The following is a 14,926-nucleotide window of genomic DNA, read 5'->3' on the forward strand; positions in this document are numbered from 1 at the left end:
AGATATTTATATCCCTTATCGTGCTTGTTGTCCGGCACATCATAACTTGAATCAGGTTCCAATACCCATAAGTACTCCATAACCTCACTCCTATTTTACAATATTTTGACAATATTTTCAATGCAATCTTATCAGAACATATGTTCTTTGTCAAGAAAAATATGTAACAATATAAAAAAATTGGGTTCTTACGTGCGCAAAGACTTATAATTTTACTTGTTATGCAGTTACATTTTTATTATGCAATAAATAAGCCCACCTTGCAAAAAAGTGAAAGCTTAAAGCTAAAGTTTTAATTTAGAACCCAATAAGAAATAGCTCCTATCTTAGGTGAGCCAATATAGGTTGCAAATACTTCTTTTCCATAAATCTAATGTCGAATCTCCTTTGTAAACCTCTTACTGTTAACTGACATGCCGTTTTAAAAGCTTGTTAACTCGTTAAAAACTTTTATAGCAAAGCTATCCGTCATTCCAGAAATATAATCAATAATAGCAAGGTAATAATCTTTTTCATTTTGAATATTGTATATAATTTCATTATTAAAATTTAGTGAATTTCTTTTTCTCAGGTCTAAATTAGAATACTTGATCAACCATTCTGAAAACGTTCTTGATAAAATAGGATAAAATTTTTCACAATTTATAACCCTTTTCAACGTGTCTTTTCCATCATAATAAGTGGAAAGCGTTTCAAAAATTGAATCAATAATTAGCTTTGCGTATTTTCTGAAACATTCCAATCTTTTATGAAAGTAAATATTATCAAAATTAAACTTTTTAATAGAATTAATATATGGTAAATATGTTTCAGAAAACCTAAGACCATTTTCAGGAGAGCTTGATTTACATAAATCTATTATAAATCCATGCATTAAAACAGTATTATTAATTTCACGAATATCAGTAATACCTGTTATTCCGGAAACAATTTTCTTAAATTCTTTTAATTGTGAATGTGTAAGAAATCCTAAAGCTATTGCATCCTCTATGTCTCGACCTATATACGAAATTTTATCTGCAATTTTTGTTACACATCCTTCCCAAGTAAAAGGAGCATATTCTCCTACTCTTTCAATTTGATAAAGATCTATATTTTCATCACGAGGAAAAATTGCATTCTCGTCAACTTCACCGCAATGAGAAATAATCCCATCTCTTACAGCATAAGTTAGATTAAGGTTTTGCTCTTTTCCATTTTCATCTGGTAAAGTTTCAATCTTATCAACAAAGTGAAGACTATTATGTTCATGCCAAAATGTATTATTTATCTTGTTTTGTGCAATCCTTTTTAAAATTTCTTCACCTTGATGTCTATCATCTGTTTAAAATTAAACCATTTTGGGATATCAACATTTTGCTCTTGAATAGCTTTCTTAGCTTCTTTTTCATTATATATTTGTTGTAATTTATTGTTTATAGATTCGATTAAAATACTTTTAACTTCAGTATTTAAATAATTGTCGTCCACATCGTTATAGTAGTTTCTAATAAAATTTCCTTTATTATCATAATAAGGATTTTTCTTAATATAATCTTCTTTTTCGAATGGAAAAACATCCTTTAACATATCAAAAGTCATTATATACTCATAATTTTCATAGATTATTTCTTTCAACTCCTTATGGTCATCATTTGAACAATTAAGGCATAAATTTCTAATATGCTCTAACAAGTTTATAACCTCTCTAGGTATTTCATTTTTATTCTCGGATTCATGTTTATTCTTAGCAAGTTCTATTGCTCTTCTTAGAATTGGTGCTTGTGCGTTCGGACTTGGTTTAAAAAGATAATCAAAATCCTCATAGTTCATAAACCAATATGGTACTCTCAATCCCTCGCGATTTATTGTAAAAGTATTCACTCTATTGTTTATCTCTTTATCCTGGAATTTAAAAGCTTTTTTATACTCACCATTTGTATCAAAAATAATAAAATGTGCGTTTTTAACACATTTTTCTTCTTCATCCTTTGATGATTTAAGTTTATATGTAAAAATAGACTGTAATATGGTTGAAACTGTGCAAGACTTGCCACATCCGGTGTTCCCCAGTACAGCAGCATGTTTGCAAAACAGTTTGTCAGGATTGATTTTCACTTCAAAGTCGTTAAATATGGGTGAAGTCCCTATTGGTAAGTAATAATCGTTTTTAAAATCAATCTCTTTGTCGTCCGTATTATCTTTATAGTCAAATATGACTTTCAATTCTTCCTCCATGACATACCATACAGGGTTATCTAATACAGGGAAATTATACACTCCCTGAATATACTCTTGTTTCTTGCCTGTAATTGTTCCTGTCAAAGTTGCTATAATATATCGCTTGGACTTAGGCAATGAAACCATTCCTGTAGAAGCTTCTATTTCCGTTTCATCATTTATTCTTACTCTTGTGATAATTGCAACGATTTTGTCTTCTGCGACAGGTATTATCACATAAGAGTTGATTTTTGCTATCTGATATAAATCATAATATCCGCTTTTATATAATCCTTTCAAATCACTATTTAATTCAATTACAATTCTAAAGCTATCAACGCTGATAATTCTTCCTATTTCTCTATCATTCATCTCCAAATCACCTAATCATCTTTTATTATATCAGGATGGATTTTATTAAGTGTATCTGCTATTTTCTCTTCAATACTCAATTCATGGAAATTCGGCATTATCTCATCTGCAAATGTTTTAAAGTCTCCCAAATATTCCCCTTCGAGAATAAGTATCCTCGGGTCATTAAGCTTCTTTAATTTATTTATCTTTTCATTGCCACACAAATTAATTATAACAAGTGTAAAGCTTGGTATAGATAATGCTTGGTATATAATATCATTAATATGCTCGTCAAAAAAGCTATACCCGATACAGAATAAAACAGACTGCGGCTGAGTTATCGAGGATGCAAATTGTCTAAACAATTCAGAATAGGGGAAATCAAGCGTATAACCTTTTTTATATGATGTTGGATATATCATCATGTCTCCAATGTCTGATTCCGTTAAATCTTTATCATTACATTTTTCTTCTACATATTTTTTATACTTTTCTCTTATATACTCAATAGGGAATTCTCTCAAACCATAAATATTGTCAGCACTTATGTTTTCTCTAACCCATGTCAATGAACCATGTAATTTAAAGTATTTTATTACCTTTTCAACCCTATTGACTTTTCCTTCTGTTAAATTTGCGGGATAATACATATCGAAATCGAAAATTTCCGGTCTAAAATATCTCTTATTAAAACCATTAAAACCGTTGATATAATGAACCCCCAATTCTTCAAACGCATCTTCAAATACCAAATCATAATTAGTTGTAAAAATATTAGCTCTTCTTAAATTAAGGGGCCTACCCAACAAGGACTTAATCAGTTTCTTATGGTAAGCAAGTTCATTACTCTCATATTTCAAATCGCATAATTTAAACAGTTCCAGCTTTATGAAATTTATTAATTTATCAAGGATTTCGTAATCTAAAGCTATGCCAGAATCGGAAACCATAATTTTAGAATTAGAAATCTCTGATACATATTTCAACCCCAATAAATAATTTGTAAATTCTTCTAAAGGTACAGCAATATTACCCCACTTCTCTCCTGAATCATCTTCCTCACAATGTTTCCATCTATATAAGCCTTCCATATTTTTTGTTACTTTCCATTTTCCACTGGGCTCAAATTCCTTTTCATCATATCCAACCTGATACTGCTGAACTAAGAATTTAAATGTGTTATACAGTTCTGCATCATTTTCTTTAATCTTATTCTCTATTTGTATTGGAATATCTCTTATAGATACAGCACCGAGTATCATTGAACTACCAGTACCAAATAAAAAACTTACATTATTTAATTCTAGATAGTTTTTTAAAGTTAATCTTATTTTATCTCTTGTTTTTTCAAATTTTTTCTTGATATCATCACTTAATTTACATTGACCCTGACAACTTTCTATTTTCTCGCAAAATTCCTTCAACCTATTATTATTGCCAACAAAATAAGCACTTTTACAGAACTTCCGAATATTATTATCACTGCTTGTTTGATCTTGGCATTGTTCTTGTTTAATTAATTCAGCTTGTTCCATAATAAGCTCTGCCCCCTATAATGAAACATTATGCTTAATACAAGTTAAATTCACTTATTCTTAAGCATACAATCAGGAATTGATGTATTTCTAATTTCATATTCTTTATCACATTTCCAAAATCCTGCAAAATATGTAATAAAAATATCGCAAATTTCTACATTTTATGACAATTAATTCTTATTTAACCACATTATAAGGATCATTTTTCTTGTTTTCATTTTTAAGAGATATCATATTTCAAATGGCACTATACCTTTTTGGTTATGTCCATTCATATAAACATTCCGTGATAATTTCACAAAATCTTTTGTACTCATGTTGAATTTGGTTACCTGTCATCACCTTACTAAAAACAGATTCAGATAACATATTAAGAAAAAGTCTATATTTCCATCTATAACATATGTTATCATATTTGTAAAAACATTTGTTCTTTTGAAAGCCTAAAAATATCCGCAGGAGCAAATTATACCTGCAGATATTTATCATCTATTAGGCAAAAATCTATTCTTACCTGTTATTCAAACACCTTTAAGATTCCTGTATTTCTCGACTTTTTTCGGGTACACGGTCGGTACCAGGTACCAAATTCAAATGTTTCCCCATGAATAACTGAGTAAAAATTCTCTTGTTTTTTGAAGCCGCTGTAGTGCTGATCTATTTACATCAATGATATCCTTGAAGCTTCTGGACTGAGCATATACCCCATTTTTTTCCAGGAATTCTATTCTTCTTTCAGCTGTTTGCAATAGCATTTCATTTGCTAAAATTGTTTCTTTAAAGGATTTTCTTGTACACATAATAACCTGTTTTCTTAAAGACTCTAAATAATGCTTAAAAGCTAAAGTTTCATTGAATGCTGTAGAAGATGGCATTATTCCAGAAAAAATCAAGTCTATATAACTATTATAATAGTTTTCACCAGGTTTCATTTCATCAAGAACCTTATTGCTATATGCAACATCTAAAAAAGAGATTTTGTATTCTGATAATGATTCCGGATAATAATACCAAACACTTTTACGTTTGATTTTACCTTCTAAGTCATCAAATTTATTTGAAAATGTTCTAACATTTAAAAAAGTCCCTGAAGCTATAGCATCAACTTTTGCAGCTGACAAACAAAGCATTTGCTGATTGGCATATCCAACTACAACCTCTTTCTCTTGCAATTTTAACCCTGCACATAATTGAACTAAATTAGATAACCATAACGGATTATCTACAAGATATTTATCATTTGTTGGTTGTGCAATAATGTAATAACCATCTACATCATATTGCTCCGTCAAATCGATTAACTCTTCAATTATATCTTCAACCTGGCAAAGTAAATCTACTGGCAATGCTATTGTTAACAAGATTTTCTTCCCTTTTATAACCTTTCTTGCTACATTAGTTAGTTTAAATGTATCTATTTGCCATCTTTTGAACCATTCTCCATCAAATTTTCGCATAATTGCTGGAATAATAAATTTATTTGTACCAATAATATCGTTATATGTATTTATACTTCTTATTAAACTAGTTTCATAGTCTTCGTCTGATATTAAATTAGACGACATTGAATTATTCCAATAATTATATTGAGATAATATTTTATGGTTACTTCTAGGAAAGTAACATTGAGGATCAAACAAGCATGAAACATTCGCCCTTGCGAACTCCTTACTCCAGCTTACAAGTTGCTTAGGAGTGATGTCTCTCGGACTTAAAATTACATTGGTATTATCCCATTCTTTCGCAAAATCCAGTACTAAACCTTTCATTCTCCAACCATATTGTAAATATAACTCCATTTAACTCCCTCCTATTTCAAGAGTAGGTAGAACTGCCTTAAACCATTCTAACGCCTTTATTGCATTTGGTGGTCTTCTTGTAATATGCTTTTGCATTAAGGTTTGGATAAAGCTAATTAATTGCTTATTCTTGTCCCCATCTATAATATAATCTTTTGGAATTACTGTTTTTGTTTTATACCATATTTCATTTAAATCCATCTCATCTCCGATTAAAAATGGATGTTCTCCTGTTAAAGCTTCAAATGAAACTACTCCAATAGAAAATAAATCAGATCTTATATCAATATCTTTTTTACTATACTGAAATAACTCAGGAGCTCCATAACCTGGAGTATGAGGTCCTATTTTAGCTTTTGATAAAGTTAATGAAGATTTGTCTAGCTGTCTTGCAATGCCAAAATCTATTAAATAATATTGCTCATCATTGCCACAAATTATATTATTCGGCTTAATATCTCTATGTACTGTTTTTATTTTTTCAAGGACGACTGTAATATTAAGTAAAGTCTCTAACAACTTTATTCCCTCAATGATGCTAAGTTTCCCATCCTTTAATTTCTCCTGTAGTGTTTGACCTTCAATATACTGCTCAATAATACAAATATATTTATCTCCAGATGAACTATTAAACTCTTGCACCCTGTAAATTTTAGGAACATTTGGAATATGATTTTGCGTTACAATTTCAATTTCTCGTAATACTCTCTCATCACCAAATTTTACAACTTTCACAATCTCTAAACCACTATCCTTATTATTTACTAAAAAAACTTTTTTCTGACCACTATCCGGATATTCTTTAACTATTATGCAATCCTCTAACAATTCTACCAACTCTGACTTCGATATCACAGCAAACAACCCCTTATCTCATCATAAGTACTCTTCCAATCCACTCATTAAAGTATATTGAACTAAAGCTAACAGGTATTGATACTTTTTTAGGTTTTATTAGTACTTCAAATCCTTTATTATGGTTGAGGGAATAAAACCCTATCCCAAACTTTTCATATCTGTCAATTTTTAGTTCAAAAACATTTTGACCCAAATTAGACAAAACATAGCTTTCAGAAGCAAAACTCTTATTCACCAGTGCTTGTTGAAACACATTGTCCAATTTATTAATTTTCGCTTCAACGGCCTCTATTTTTTTTACACCAAATATATCCTTATTTCGGATACACCAATTACATTTACTTCTCTTTATCAGTTTTGCATCATATAATTTTTCAATCGATAGCATAGTATCCTTCCAGCTAATACCAAGCTGTGAGACGATTTCATTTGCATTAATTTGTTCTTTAATATATATATAATATAATACCTTAAATTCAATAGCAGATAAATTATTGCGTTCTATATTCCAATTTTCAAAACAATCAGGATTATATTCAACAAATACTATATCAGGATAAGAATTATTAATTTTGGGTTCAATAAATATTGCAAGTTTATTAGTAGTAGATGATTTAAACTCATTTTTTCTAAATTGTATAAACTCTCTTACTAAATTAAACTCACATCCTTGGGTAATTTTTCTGGTTTTTATTCCCAAATCTCTATACTCATCATATATTTCAATTATGTCATTCATGTAAATCACTCCATTACTATTTTAATATATAGTATGCAATAAAACAAAAATTTTAGTAAAATTCTACCAAATCCATAATCCTCCATTTTTCTTTTTATGAAAGAATTAACTAAAGAAAAATCTTGAAGTGAGTAGTTTATAGTCATTTTTTACACCTCCAAAATCTGTTCCATTTTTTCATTAGTTTTCATTACTTATTTGACACTACCAAATTTATAATGTATTCCCACTCATTAATAGTGGACTATAGTTTGTTCAATTAATTAAATCCAGCAGTATTTGTGAATATAATCCGTGCAATTTACTTTTCAATTATTTCGCATATTAAACTGTCTGGTGTACATTGGATTTTACTTGAATTTCTTTTGTTTATTAGCACAAATTTCAATGGTTGTATAACTTTGCGATGACAGGCACCACAACTGGTTCAGACAGTGCCATGTATGCTAATCCTCATTCTTTATTTGTTCCAAACATTCAGAACATATATTCTTTTCTTTAAACCTCATAACATTATTTACATTTTCACAGAAGATGCAGCCTGGATTATATTTCCTTAGTATAATAGTTGAACCTTCGGTAAAAATCTCTAAAGGAGTCTTATTATTGATATTTAATACTTTCCTTAATTCCATAGGAATAACTACTCTCCCTAATTCATCTACTTCTCTTATAATACCTGTTTCTTTCATATAACATTATCCCTTTATGTAAAATAATATAATTAATAGTTACATTTTACATTATAATTGCATATATTGTAAATGTTTGTAACAAATATTTAATATAAAAAGAGGCTGATGAATATGGCTATTTCCCTTTTATCTTTTCAATATATCATCTCAGAAGCGCTTAATATACATATTCAAAGTTTATCCGTATGCTGCGTGGTTGGCCTTCCAATGAGAAATACGCAAAAAATTTTATGCTCTAACTAAAGCATGAACTAGCTTTACAGCTAAAACTCCATTCATACTAAATCAATTTTTCTTCTGTCATTGCCAAAAAGGTACTATATTTCCATCCCTAACATATCTTATCGTTTTTGTAAAAACATTTGTTCTTTTGAAAGCTTAAAAATATCCGCAGGAGCAAATTATACCTGCAGATATTTATCATTCGTTAGGTGTATCTTTATAATTTTTAACCCAATTATTAAAACACTTTCAAGCTTCTTGTATTTTTCGACATTTTTCGGGTGGTGCCAGGTACACTAACCCGGACCCTTTTACAGGAGCGCAAACAGTTACGGCAGGCTCAAGGTTCCTGGGAGCGTAGTACTCTTGCTCCAGCTTTGCAACTAATGCGTCAACAGCGCCCTCCTCCACCAGTATCATTACACAGCCTCCGAGGCCAGCGCCGGATATTTGGGCTCCCATAACGCCTTTCACTCTCAAAGCCATGTCCACGATATAGTCAATTTCCGGGATGGAACAAGCATACCCCCAGGCTGCCTCTCAATTTGCGCCCTAAGTACTCTTTCAGGGTTTTCGCTTCTCAAGTCATTTATAAGTTCCTCCAGTTTTGCATCAGGCAAACCCCAGTCATAATCGTGTATATTGCCTTCTTCATCATAATATACAACCCTGTCTCCATTATGGCTTATGTTCATCATTTTTCCGAATTCCTCAATTTTCCCTGCCTTGAGCATTTCACTGCAAAGCTTCGCCCTGCGGCATTCCGCTATGCCAAACATGGTCACCGTCCTCACATGGTAATACTCCGGTGGATTATGCGATGCCAGTATGCGCTTTATCTTGCCATGGTTTTCCTCTGATATTAAAGCAAATAAATCTTCCGGTTTTACCCTTTCCGGCAACTCCAAAAGCATTTCATAAATTTTACTTGGCGGAACTCCCAACCTCTCCGTATTTATATCCCTGAGATGCTCCACAACCCCCTTATACTGCGGGAACCTGTCCTTAAACATCATCACTCCGAATTCATAAGCAGCAACCCTGCTATTGAAAGCATCCTTGGAGTTCGTTGTCTTGTTTGCCTTGACATGCGAATTGGCAATCAATAGCTTATAACCTTCGGGGAACTCATATATATCTTCAAAGCTAAAGGGCATAAAACCCAGCTTCACGATATAACCTCTTTCTGCAAATTTCATGGCAGCGTGGTCGGCAGCTCCTCCCCTGGAACCTACGTACCACTCGCCCTCTCCGCACAGCTCAACGAATCTCTGCGGCGTCAAATCAAGCCCGTTCAACACATGAAACGCCTCTGCCGTTGATACGACAATAGCGGATGAGCTTGACAGCCCTGCCGCTATCGGTATATTGCCCGTAAACGCCATATCCATGCCTTTCAGCTTCCTATCCCTGAACTGATACTGCAACCTCAGTATTGGGGCTTTCACATAGTTGACCCAGTCTCCCTTTGCATTTATAACCATCTTCTCAATCTCGCCCGATTCAAGGTAGCTTAACCAGCTGTCCCAATCAAGCTCTATCAGATGCTCGGATATACTAAATTCCCGTTCCTTAAAATCATCATCTGTGTTTACTATCGTGACCTTGTCATCATCTCTTGCAGCCGCAACGGTAATTACTTCTTTGTTTATTGACATAACATTCACATTGCCGCCCCGGTGGTCTATATGGCATTATTAATTCCTTTATTATTGTCATCAACCAATAAACTCTTTATTTCATTTAAAACCTTTTCTCTTTTCTTTGACAGCCATTCTTTCTCTACCATTATTCCAAATCGTTCTTCAAATGACAGTTCTTCAAGATTGTTATCCGGTTCACTTAGCATCTGTGCCATAACCTTAAGTTTTTCCATGTCAGGTTCCGGTGGGCTGTCATTTCTTTCTGCGGGTGGATACAACAAAGACATTAACTGCTTATCACTGATGTTTATTGGTCATCCTATTTCTGCTCTTTTGGCTCTTTCTAGCACTTCTGCAACTGTACTTTTACCACAGTTGCATGATTTGCCAATCTCTCTTAAAGATAGACCGGCTTCATGTTTTAACCTTAAAATTTCTCTCGCTTTCAGCATATTAATCCTCCTCATCGGATTGCCCCCCTTAATTAACTTTTAACTAAAGGTTAGCAATTTTTTATTTATCCGACAAGGTGTCCGGATGTGCCGAAATGGTGTCCGGATACTCCCGTTATGCTGTCCGGATATTCCCGGAACAGGTGTCCGGATGCTTCCGAAATATGCACTCCCCAAGGAAACAAGCGAATCGACCATAAAAATAAATCTCATTTTATGAATAAACTTGGAAAATAAGCTTCAGCTTCTTTTATGTAAATTTTTATACTGACTTTTTGGGCTTAGAAATTATGAATTAATCTGGATTAATTTGGAATATATTGGGTATAAAATTTGGAAAGATTTTCGTTAAGGAAACCCTAATTTGATTTTACGCGTTTGTACGATTCCAGCACTTGATGTCGTGAAATCTCAAACGACTTTCCTTCTCCCATTAAATCCTCCCATTTCCGGCTGTTTAATATTTGAAGTATAGATAAAAGAACCCCTTCACTTGATTTTAAATAATCTATCGACATTTCTTAATATACTCTCTTTAAAAATGTTAGCCATTTTCACCAATTCTTAACTCATCCAGTAATTTTGTAAACTCATCAATATTAAGTTGCTGTCTTTTATCCGAAAGAGCAAGTTCAGGATTCGGATGAACCTCCACCATAATTCCATCTGCCTCGGCTGCCAATACAGACTTTGCTATTGGTACAATTATATCCTTTCGTCCAAGAGAATGGCTTAAATCAACAATAATAGGCAAACATGTTTCATTTTTTATAATTGGAATACTTGAAATATCCAGAGTATTTCTAGTACTTGTTTCAAAGGTGCGGATGCCACGTTCACATAAAATAATATTTCTGCTTCCTTGTAAAGCTATATATTCCGCAGCATAAATAAATTCTTTAATTGATGCACTCATACCTCTTTTTAAAATTACTGGCTTATGAGTTCTACCAACTTCTTTAAGAAGTTCATAATTCTGCATGTTTCTTGCTCCAACTTGCAATATATCAGTATATTTTGATACTATTTCAACATATCTGGTATCAACAACCTCTGTTGTTGAGATTAGATCATATTTTTTACTTACCTCATAGAGAATTTTCAAGCCTTCCTCTTTGATACCTTGAAAATCATAAGGTGACGTTCTAGGTTTATAAGCGCCTCCCCGAATAAATTTTATACTTTTTTTACTTAGTACCTGCGCCACTTCATCCAAATAGTTGTAATTTTCAATAGCACACGGTCCTGCAATCACTATAGGTTTATTTATTTTAAAGTTAAACATTTCGTTTATTGAGTTAAACATATTAACTTCTGAAATACCAGACGCCCCTACCAATAAATTTTTTTCTTCACATATTCCAACAAACTTTGATATCACATTAAAAATTTCATTGAAAACTTTCATTACAACTTCATCTGTCAGGGGGCCTTTATTCTTTTTTAAGAGTTGTGTAACCAATTCCTTACTGCTACAAAGCTGATGATTTTTACTATTATCCTTTTTAATTTCAAACAAAAGCAATGTATAAAGGTTTAGTATTGTAAGCAATCTTTCAATAGCTTCGTTTATCCTATCGTTTATTTTTTCTGAATTCCTCGTAATCATCCCCCCAAAATATACAGAAAATATTTTCACTAATAACCTTTTCGTATTTACTCTATACGCCAAAGCCTTAACTTTAATTAATAAAGTTGCAGAGACTTTACATATTATATATAACAACCTTTGATTCTACATATTTCATCATTGATTTGATTGTTGGGAGTTCTGTAATATTAAGAACTTCATCATCAAACTCAATATTAAATTCGTTTTCTAAAGCAACAATAATTTTAATATAAGATATAGAATTAATGCCAATACTCTCTAGTTCAGTTCCTAATGTTATATTACTAGTAAATTTAGGATCAGTGTAAGAAACAATTATCTCAAAAACCTTCTTTTGAATATCAGTTAATCCACTATAATCATAGTCTTGAGAAACTAAATAATCCATTTTTATCTGCGCACATTTCGACACTCTTCTTCGGTCAATTTTCCTATTGGCTGTCAGAATAAAGTTCTCAACGCGCTTAAAACTAATTGGAATCATATATGACGGAAGCTTTAAAGACAGATATTCTGATAAACGATTAGGTTCTATGTCTGCATCACTCGTGTAAAATGCTTCCAAAACTTTTTCACCTTCACTTGTTTCCACTGCAGATACAACAGACTGTTTTATACCCTCAAATTGATTTAAATGCGATTCTATCTCCTCAAGTTCAATCCGATAGCCACGTATTTTTACTTGGTTATCTGTTCGTCCTAAATACTCGAGATTACCATCAGGCAGATACCTCCCTATATCACCTGTCCGATACACCCTAATACCTGGTTTCTGTGGCAAATAACTGAATTTCTCTTTAGTCAAATCATCTTTTCCAACATAGCCTCTTGCAAGTCCTTTACCAGCAATGCAAATTTCTCCCGATTGTCCATCGGGCACGATAGACATGTTCTCATCAATAATATATATTTCTGTATTTCTAATCGGACGGCCAATATTCACACTTTTTGCATGTGTTAAATCGCTGACTGCAGACCAAATTGTCGCTTCAGTAGGGCCGTACATATTATATATTTTTGCAGTTGTCTTTTCCTGTAATGTATGAAGAAGACTGTCAGGAAAAAGCTCTCCACCAAGCATAATATCCTTAACCCCCTTAAGACTGGATAGTTCTTTATCGTAATCCAACAGGAGCTGCATTCTGGAAGGGGTCATCTGAATTATTTCCACAGCATTATCTTTGATAAGCTTTGCCATAAGTTTCGTATTGTGCTGTTCATCTTCATTTGCTAAGACAACTGTAAGCCCTTTATCCAAAGCCATAATACTCTCAAGAAAAAAAATGTCAAATGATATCGTAGTAAAGCAAGCGATTCGTCTGCCTTGTGAAAAATCAATTATCTCCGAAATGCCTTCAATAAAATTCAAAAGAGCTTCTTTTGTCACTTTTACACCTTTGGGTTCGCCTGTTGAACCCGATGTATATAAGATATATGAAATACCCTCTTCAGGAAATTTTGAAGATGAATTTATTTTATAAACAGTACTTACGCAAACAAGCTAAAAGCTTCATATATCGGGACTTTGAAAACCTAATATTGTCTAAAAGGTTGTTGCAATAAGGTTTCCAACATTTACAGCTATATTATGTAAACCATATTTGATATATTTTTAGCAGGGATTCGTTTGAAAAATACCAATAATTATATAAATGATATTTCTGTTTCCAAACATGGTATACATGATATTATTTTGGAATTAACATACAAGTTAAACTTTAATAGATTGTTTCCTGGAAACCTTACTATAGTGTTTGTGGCGTTATGTATAGGGCTAATCCTTTTTAATAATCCTACGGCAACTCATATCGCTCAAAAGCTTAGCTGGGTATCCCATGATGCCATAATGAGACTACTGCCATTGCTTTCTGTTAATAATAACAATTTCATTATTCTATTTATCCAAGCTATACAGTCACAAACGGCTTCTCTTGGATACTTGATAATAGATGATGTTATTATCAGAAAGCCCTTTGGCAAAAGCATTTTCCCCACAACCTATGTCTATGATAATACTAACAAGAAGTATGTTTGGGGAATGCATATTGTGGTGCTTTTATGGTCCAATGGTTGGATTAAGATACCTATAGCCTTCAAAATATGGATGCCAAAAGAAAAATGCGAAGTTTATCATACAAAAGTTGAATTAGCTATTGATATGATAAACTTCGTCCACAAATTTGGATTAGTTGCCGAATACGTCACATTCGACACATGGTATGCTTCCAAAACACTGCTTGGCGTGCTTAAGAAATACGGATATTCTTATGTCTGTATGATTAAGAATAACCGTAAAGTATTGTACAACAACAGGCATAACCTTAATGTTAGGACTATCTGTTTGCTTCATAATAAGAAGCAGTTCAGGTACTACCCTGGAACAGGATTTTATATCAAAGCTATAACGGTTATATTACCTGATATCGGTAAAGTTAAGCTGGCAATTGTCAAAAACGGCTATAGTGCCACCCTTGAAAATACCAGGTTCATAATAACCGATATGCTTGATACTCCTGCTCAAGGTATTGTTAAAAGGTATCTCTGTCGTTGGGATATCGAAACCTTCTTCAGAGATATCAAGCAACACCTTAACTTTGAAAAAGTCCAGGCACGCCATCCTAAGAAGCTTGAAGGTTATTTCTCTGCAATGTGTTTTTCATTCATATTCATACAAATATTGCAAATTCAAAATAACCTCAATACAGTTGGTGAAACTGTAATCTTCTTACAGGATTTTGTGCAAATTAAAGTTAATAATGTTGTGTACATTATTAATGTAACATCAAAAGACCTTAAAAGTAAACAGGTAAATGAT

15 protein-coding genes are annotated in these 14,926 nt (G+C 32.4%); 2 read left to right on the plus strand and 13 right to left on the minus strand.

The annotated features are described in order from the left end of the window. Positions 1 to 421 precede the first annotated feature (421 nt). The 11 genes from HPY74_15670 to HPY74_15720 all read right to left on the minus strand — a co-directional run bounded on the left by HPY74_15670 (position 422) and on the right by HPY74_15720 (position 10,499). Positions 422 to 874, minus strand: coding sequence for a hypothetical protein (locus HPY74_15670; GenBank protein NSW92082.1), 453 nt, complete (start codon positions 872 to 874; stop codon positions 422 to 424). Positions 875 to 1,290: 416 nt separating this feature from the next. Next, positions 1,291 to 2,571, minus strand: coding sequence for a DUF87 domain-containing protein (locus HPY74_15675; GenBank protein ID NSW92083.1), 1,281 nt, complete (start codon positions 2,569 to 2,571; stop codon positions 1,291 to 1,293). 11 nt (positions 2,572 to 2,582) lie between these two features. After that, positions 2,583 to 4,088: an SIR2 family protein gene (locus tag HPY74_15680; GenBank protein NSW92084.1), complete on the minus strand. Its 1,506-nt coding sequence runs from the start codon at positions 4,086 to 4,088 to the stop codon at positions 2,583 to 2,585. Between the two features lie 593 nt (positions 4,089 to 4,681). Beyond that, a complete protein-coding gene (locus HPY74_15685) occupies positions 4,682 to 5,890 on the minus strand; it encodes a hypothetical protein (protein ID NSW92085.1) in 1,209 nt (402 codons plus the stop codon). Further along, positions 5,891 to 6,745, minus strand: a complete 855-nt coding sequence (locus HPY74_15690) for a serine/threonine protein kinase (GenBank protein ID NSW92086.1) — start codon at positions 6,743 to 6,745, stop codon at positions 5,891 to 5,893. A gap of 13 nt (positions 6,746 to 6,758) precedes the next feature. Then, positions 6,759 to 7,487 carry a winged helix-turn-helix transcriptional regulator gene (locus HPY74_15695; protein ID NSW92087.1) on the minus strand — a complete coding sequence of 243 codons (729 nt, stop codon included), beginning with the start codon at positions 7,485 to 7,487 and terminating at the stop codon, positions 6,759 to 6,761. 446 nt (positions 7,488 to 7,933) lie between these two features. Continuing rightward, complete coding sequence (locus HPY74_15700; protein ID NSW92088.1) at positions 7,934 to 8,179, minus strand: AbrB/MazE/SpoVT family DNA-binding domain-containing protein; 246 nt, start codon at positions 8,177 to 8,179, stop codon at positions 7,934 to 7,936. Positions 8,180 to 8,653: 474 nt separating this feature from the next. Further along, the gene (locus HPY74_15705) at positions 8,654 to 8,917 is read right to left on the minus strand and encodes a hypothetical protein (protein NSW92089.1); all 264 of its coding nucleotides are present in this window, start codon (positions 8,915 to 8,917) and stop codon (positions 8,654 to 8,656) included. Beyond that, a complete protein-coding gene (locus HPY74_15710) occupies positions 8,881 to 10,062 on the minus strand; it encodes a hypothetical protein (protein NSW92090.1) in 1,182 nt (393 codons plus the stop codon). The genes HPY74_15705 and HPY74_15710 overlap by 37 nt, the downstream gene beginning before the upstream one ends. Positions 10,063 to 10,088: 26 nt before the next feature. Then, the gene (locus HPY74_15715) at positions 10,089 to 10,328 is read right to left on the minus strand and encodes an IstB-like ATP-binding domain-containing protein (protein NSW92091.1); all 240 of its coding nucleotides are present in this window, start codon (positions 10,326 to 10,328) and stop codon (positions 10,089 to 10,091) included. Positions 10,329 to 10,361: 33 nt separating this feature from the next. Further along, positions 10,362 to 10,499, minus strand: a complete 138-nt coding sequence (locus HPY74_15720; protein ID NSW92092.1) for a sigma-70 family RNA polymerase sigma factor — start codon at positions 10,497 to 10,499, stop codon at positions 10,362 to 10,364. An 87-nt stretch (positions 10,500 to 10,586) separates the two neighbouring features. On the opposite strand from HPY74_15720, the gene HPY74_15725 reads away from it, so the two are divergent. Further along, on the plus strand, positions 10,587 to 10,736 hold the full coding sequence (locus HPY74_15725; GenBank protein NSW92093.1) for a hypothetical protein: 150 nt from the start codon (positions 10,587 to 10,589) through the stop codon (positions 10,734 to 10,736). A 307-nt stretch (positions 10,737 to 11,043) separates the two neighbouring features. Here HPY74_15725 and HPY74_15730 read toward each other — a convergent pair whose 3' ends face one another. Both HPY74_15730 and HPY74_15735 read right to left on the minus strand, forming a co-directional pair. Then, the gene (locus HPY74_15730) at positions 11,044 to 12,108 is read right to left on the minus strand and encodes a bifunctional 3-deoxy-7-phosphoheptulonate synthase/chorismate mutase (GenBank protein NSW92094.1); all 1,065 of its coding nucleotides are present in this window, start codon (positions 12,106 to 12,108) and stop codon (positions 11,044 to 11,046) included. Between the two features lie 97 nt (positions 12,109 to 12,205). Then, entirely contained in the window at positions 12,206 to 13,498 is a 1,293-nt protein-coding gene (locus HPY74_15735; GenBank protein ID NSW92095.1) for a non-ribosomal peptide synthetase, read from the minus strand. Positions 13,499 to 13,738: 240 nt separating this feature from the next. On the opposite strand from HPY74_15735, the gene HPY74_15740 reads away from it, so the two are divergent. Continuing rightward, a partial coding sequence (locus HPY74_15740; protein NSW92096.1) for a transposase occupies positions 13,739 to 14,926 on the plus strand: 1,188 nt, incomplete at its 3' end.

Source organism: Bacillota bacterium, assembly GCA_013314855.1.
Taxonomy (GTDB): Bacteria; Bacillota; Clostridia; order Acetivibrionales; family DUMC01; genus Ch48.

Excerpts from the sequence above, each read along its gene's own strand:
- HPY74_15680 (NSW92084.1), bottom strand. The coding sequence starts at position 4,088 with ATGGAACAAGCTGAATTAATTAAACAAGAACAATGCCAAGATCAAACA.
- HPY74_15710 (NSW92090.1), bottom strand. The coding sequence starts at position 10,062 with ATGTCAATAAACAAAGAAGTAATTACCGTTGCGGCTGCAAGAGATGAT.
- HPY74_15670 (NSW92082.1), bottom strand. The coding sequence starts at position 874 with ATGCATGGATTTATAATAGATTTATGTAAATCAAGCTCTCCTGAAAAT.
- HPY74_15700 (NSW92088.1), bottom strand. The coding sequence starts at position 8,179 with ATGAAAGAAACAGGTATTATAAGAGAAGTAGATGAATTAGGGAGAGTA.
- HPY74_15720 (NSW92092.1), bottom strand. The coding sequence starts at position 10,499 with ATGCTGAAAGCGAGAGAAATTTTAAGGTTAAAACATGAAGCCGGTCTA.
- HPY74_15695 (NSW92087.1), bottom strand. The coding sequence starts at position 7,487 with ATGAATGACATAATTGAAATATATGATGAGTATAGAGATTTGGGAATA.
- HPY74_15685 (NSW92085.1), bottom strand. The coding sequence starts at position 5,890 with ATGGAGTTATATTTACAATATGGTTGGAGAATGAAAGGTTTAGTACTG.
- HPY74_15730 (NSW92094.1), bottom strand. The coding sequence starts at position 12,108 with ATGATTACGAGGAATTCAGAAAAAATAAACGATAGGATAAACGAAGCT.
- HPY74_15675 (NSW92083.1), bottom strand. The coding sequence starts at position 2,571 with ATGAATGATAGAGAAATAGGAAGAATTATCAGCGTTGATAGCTTTAGA.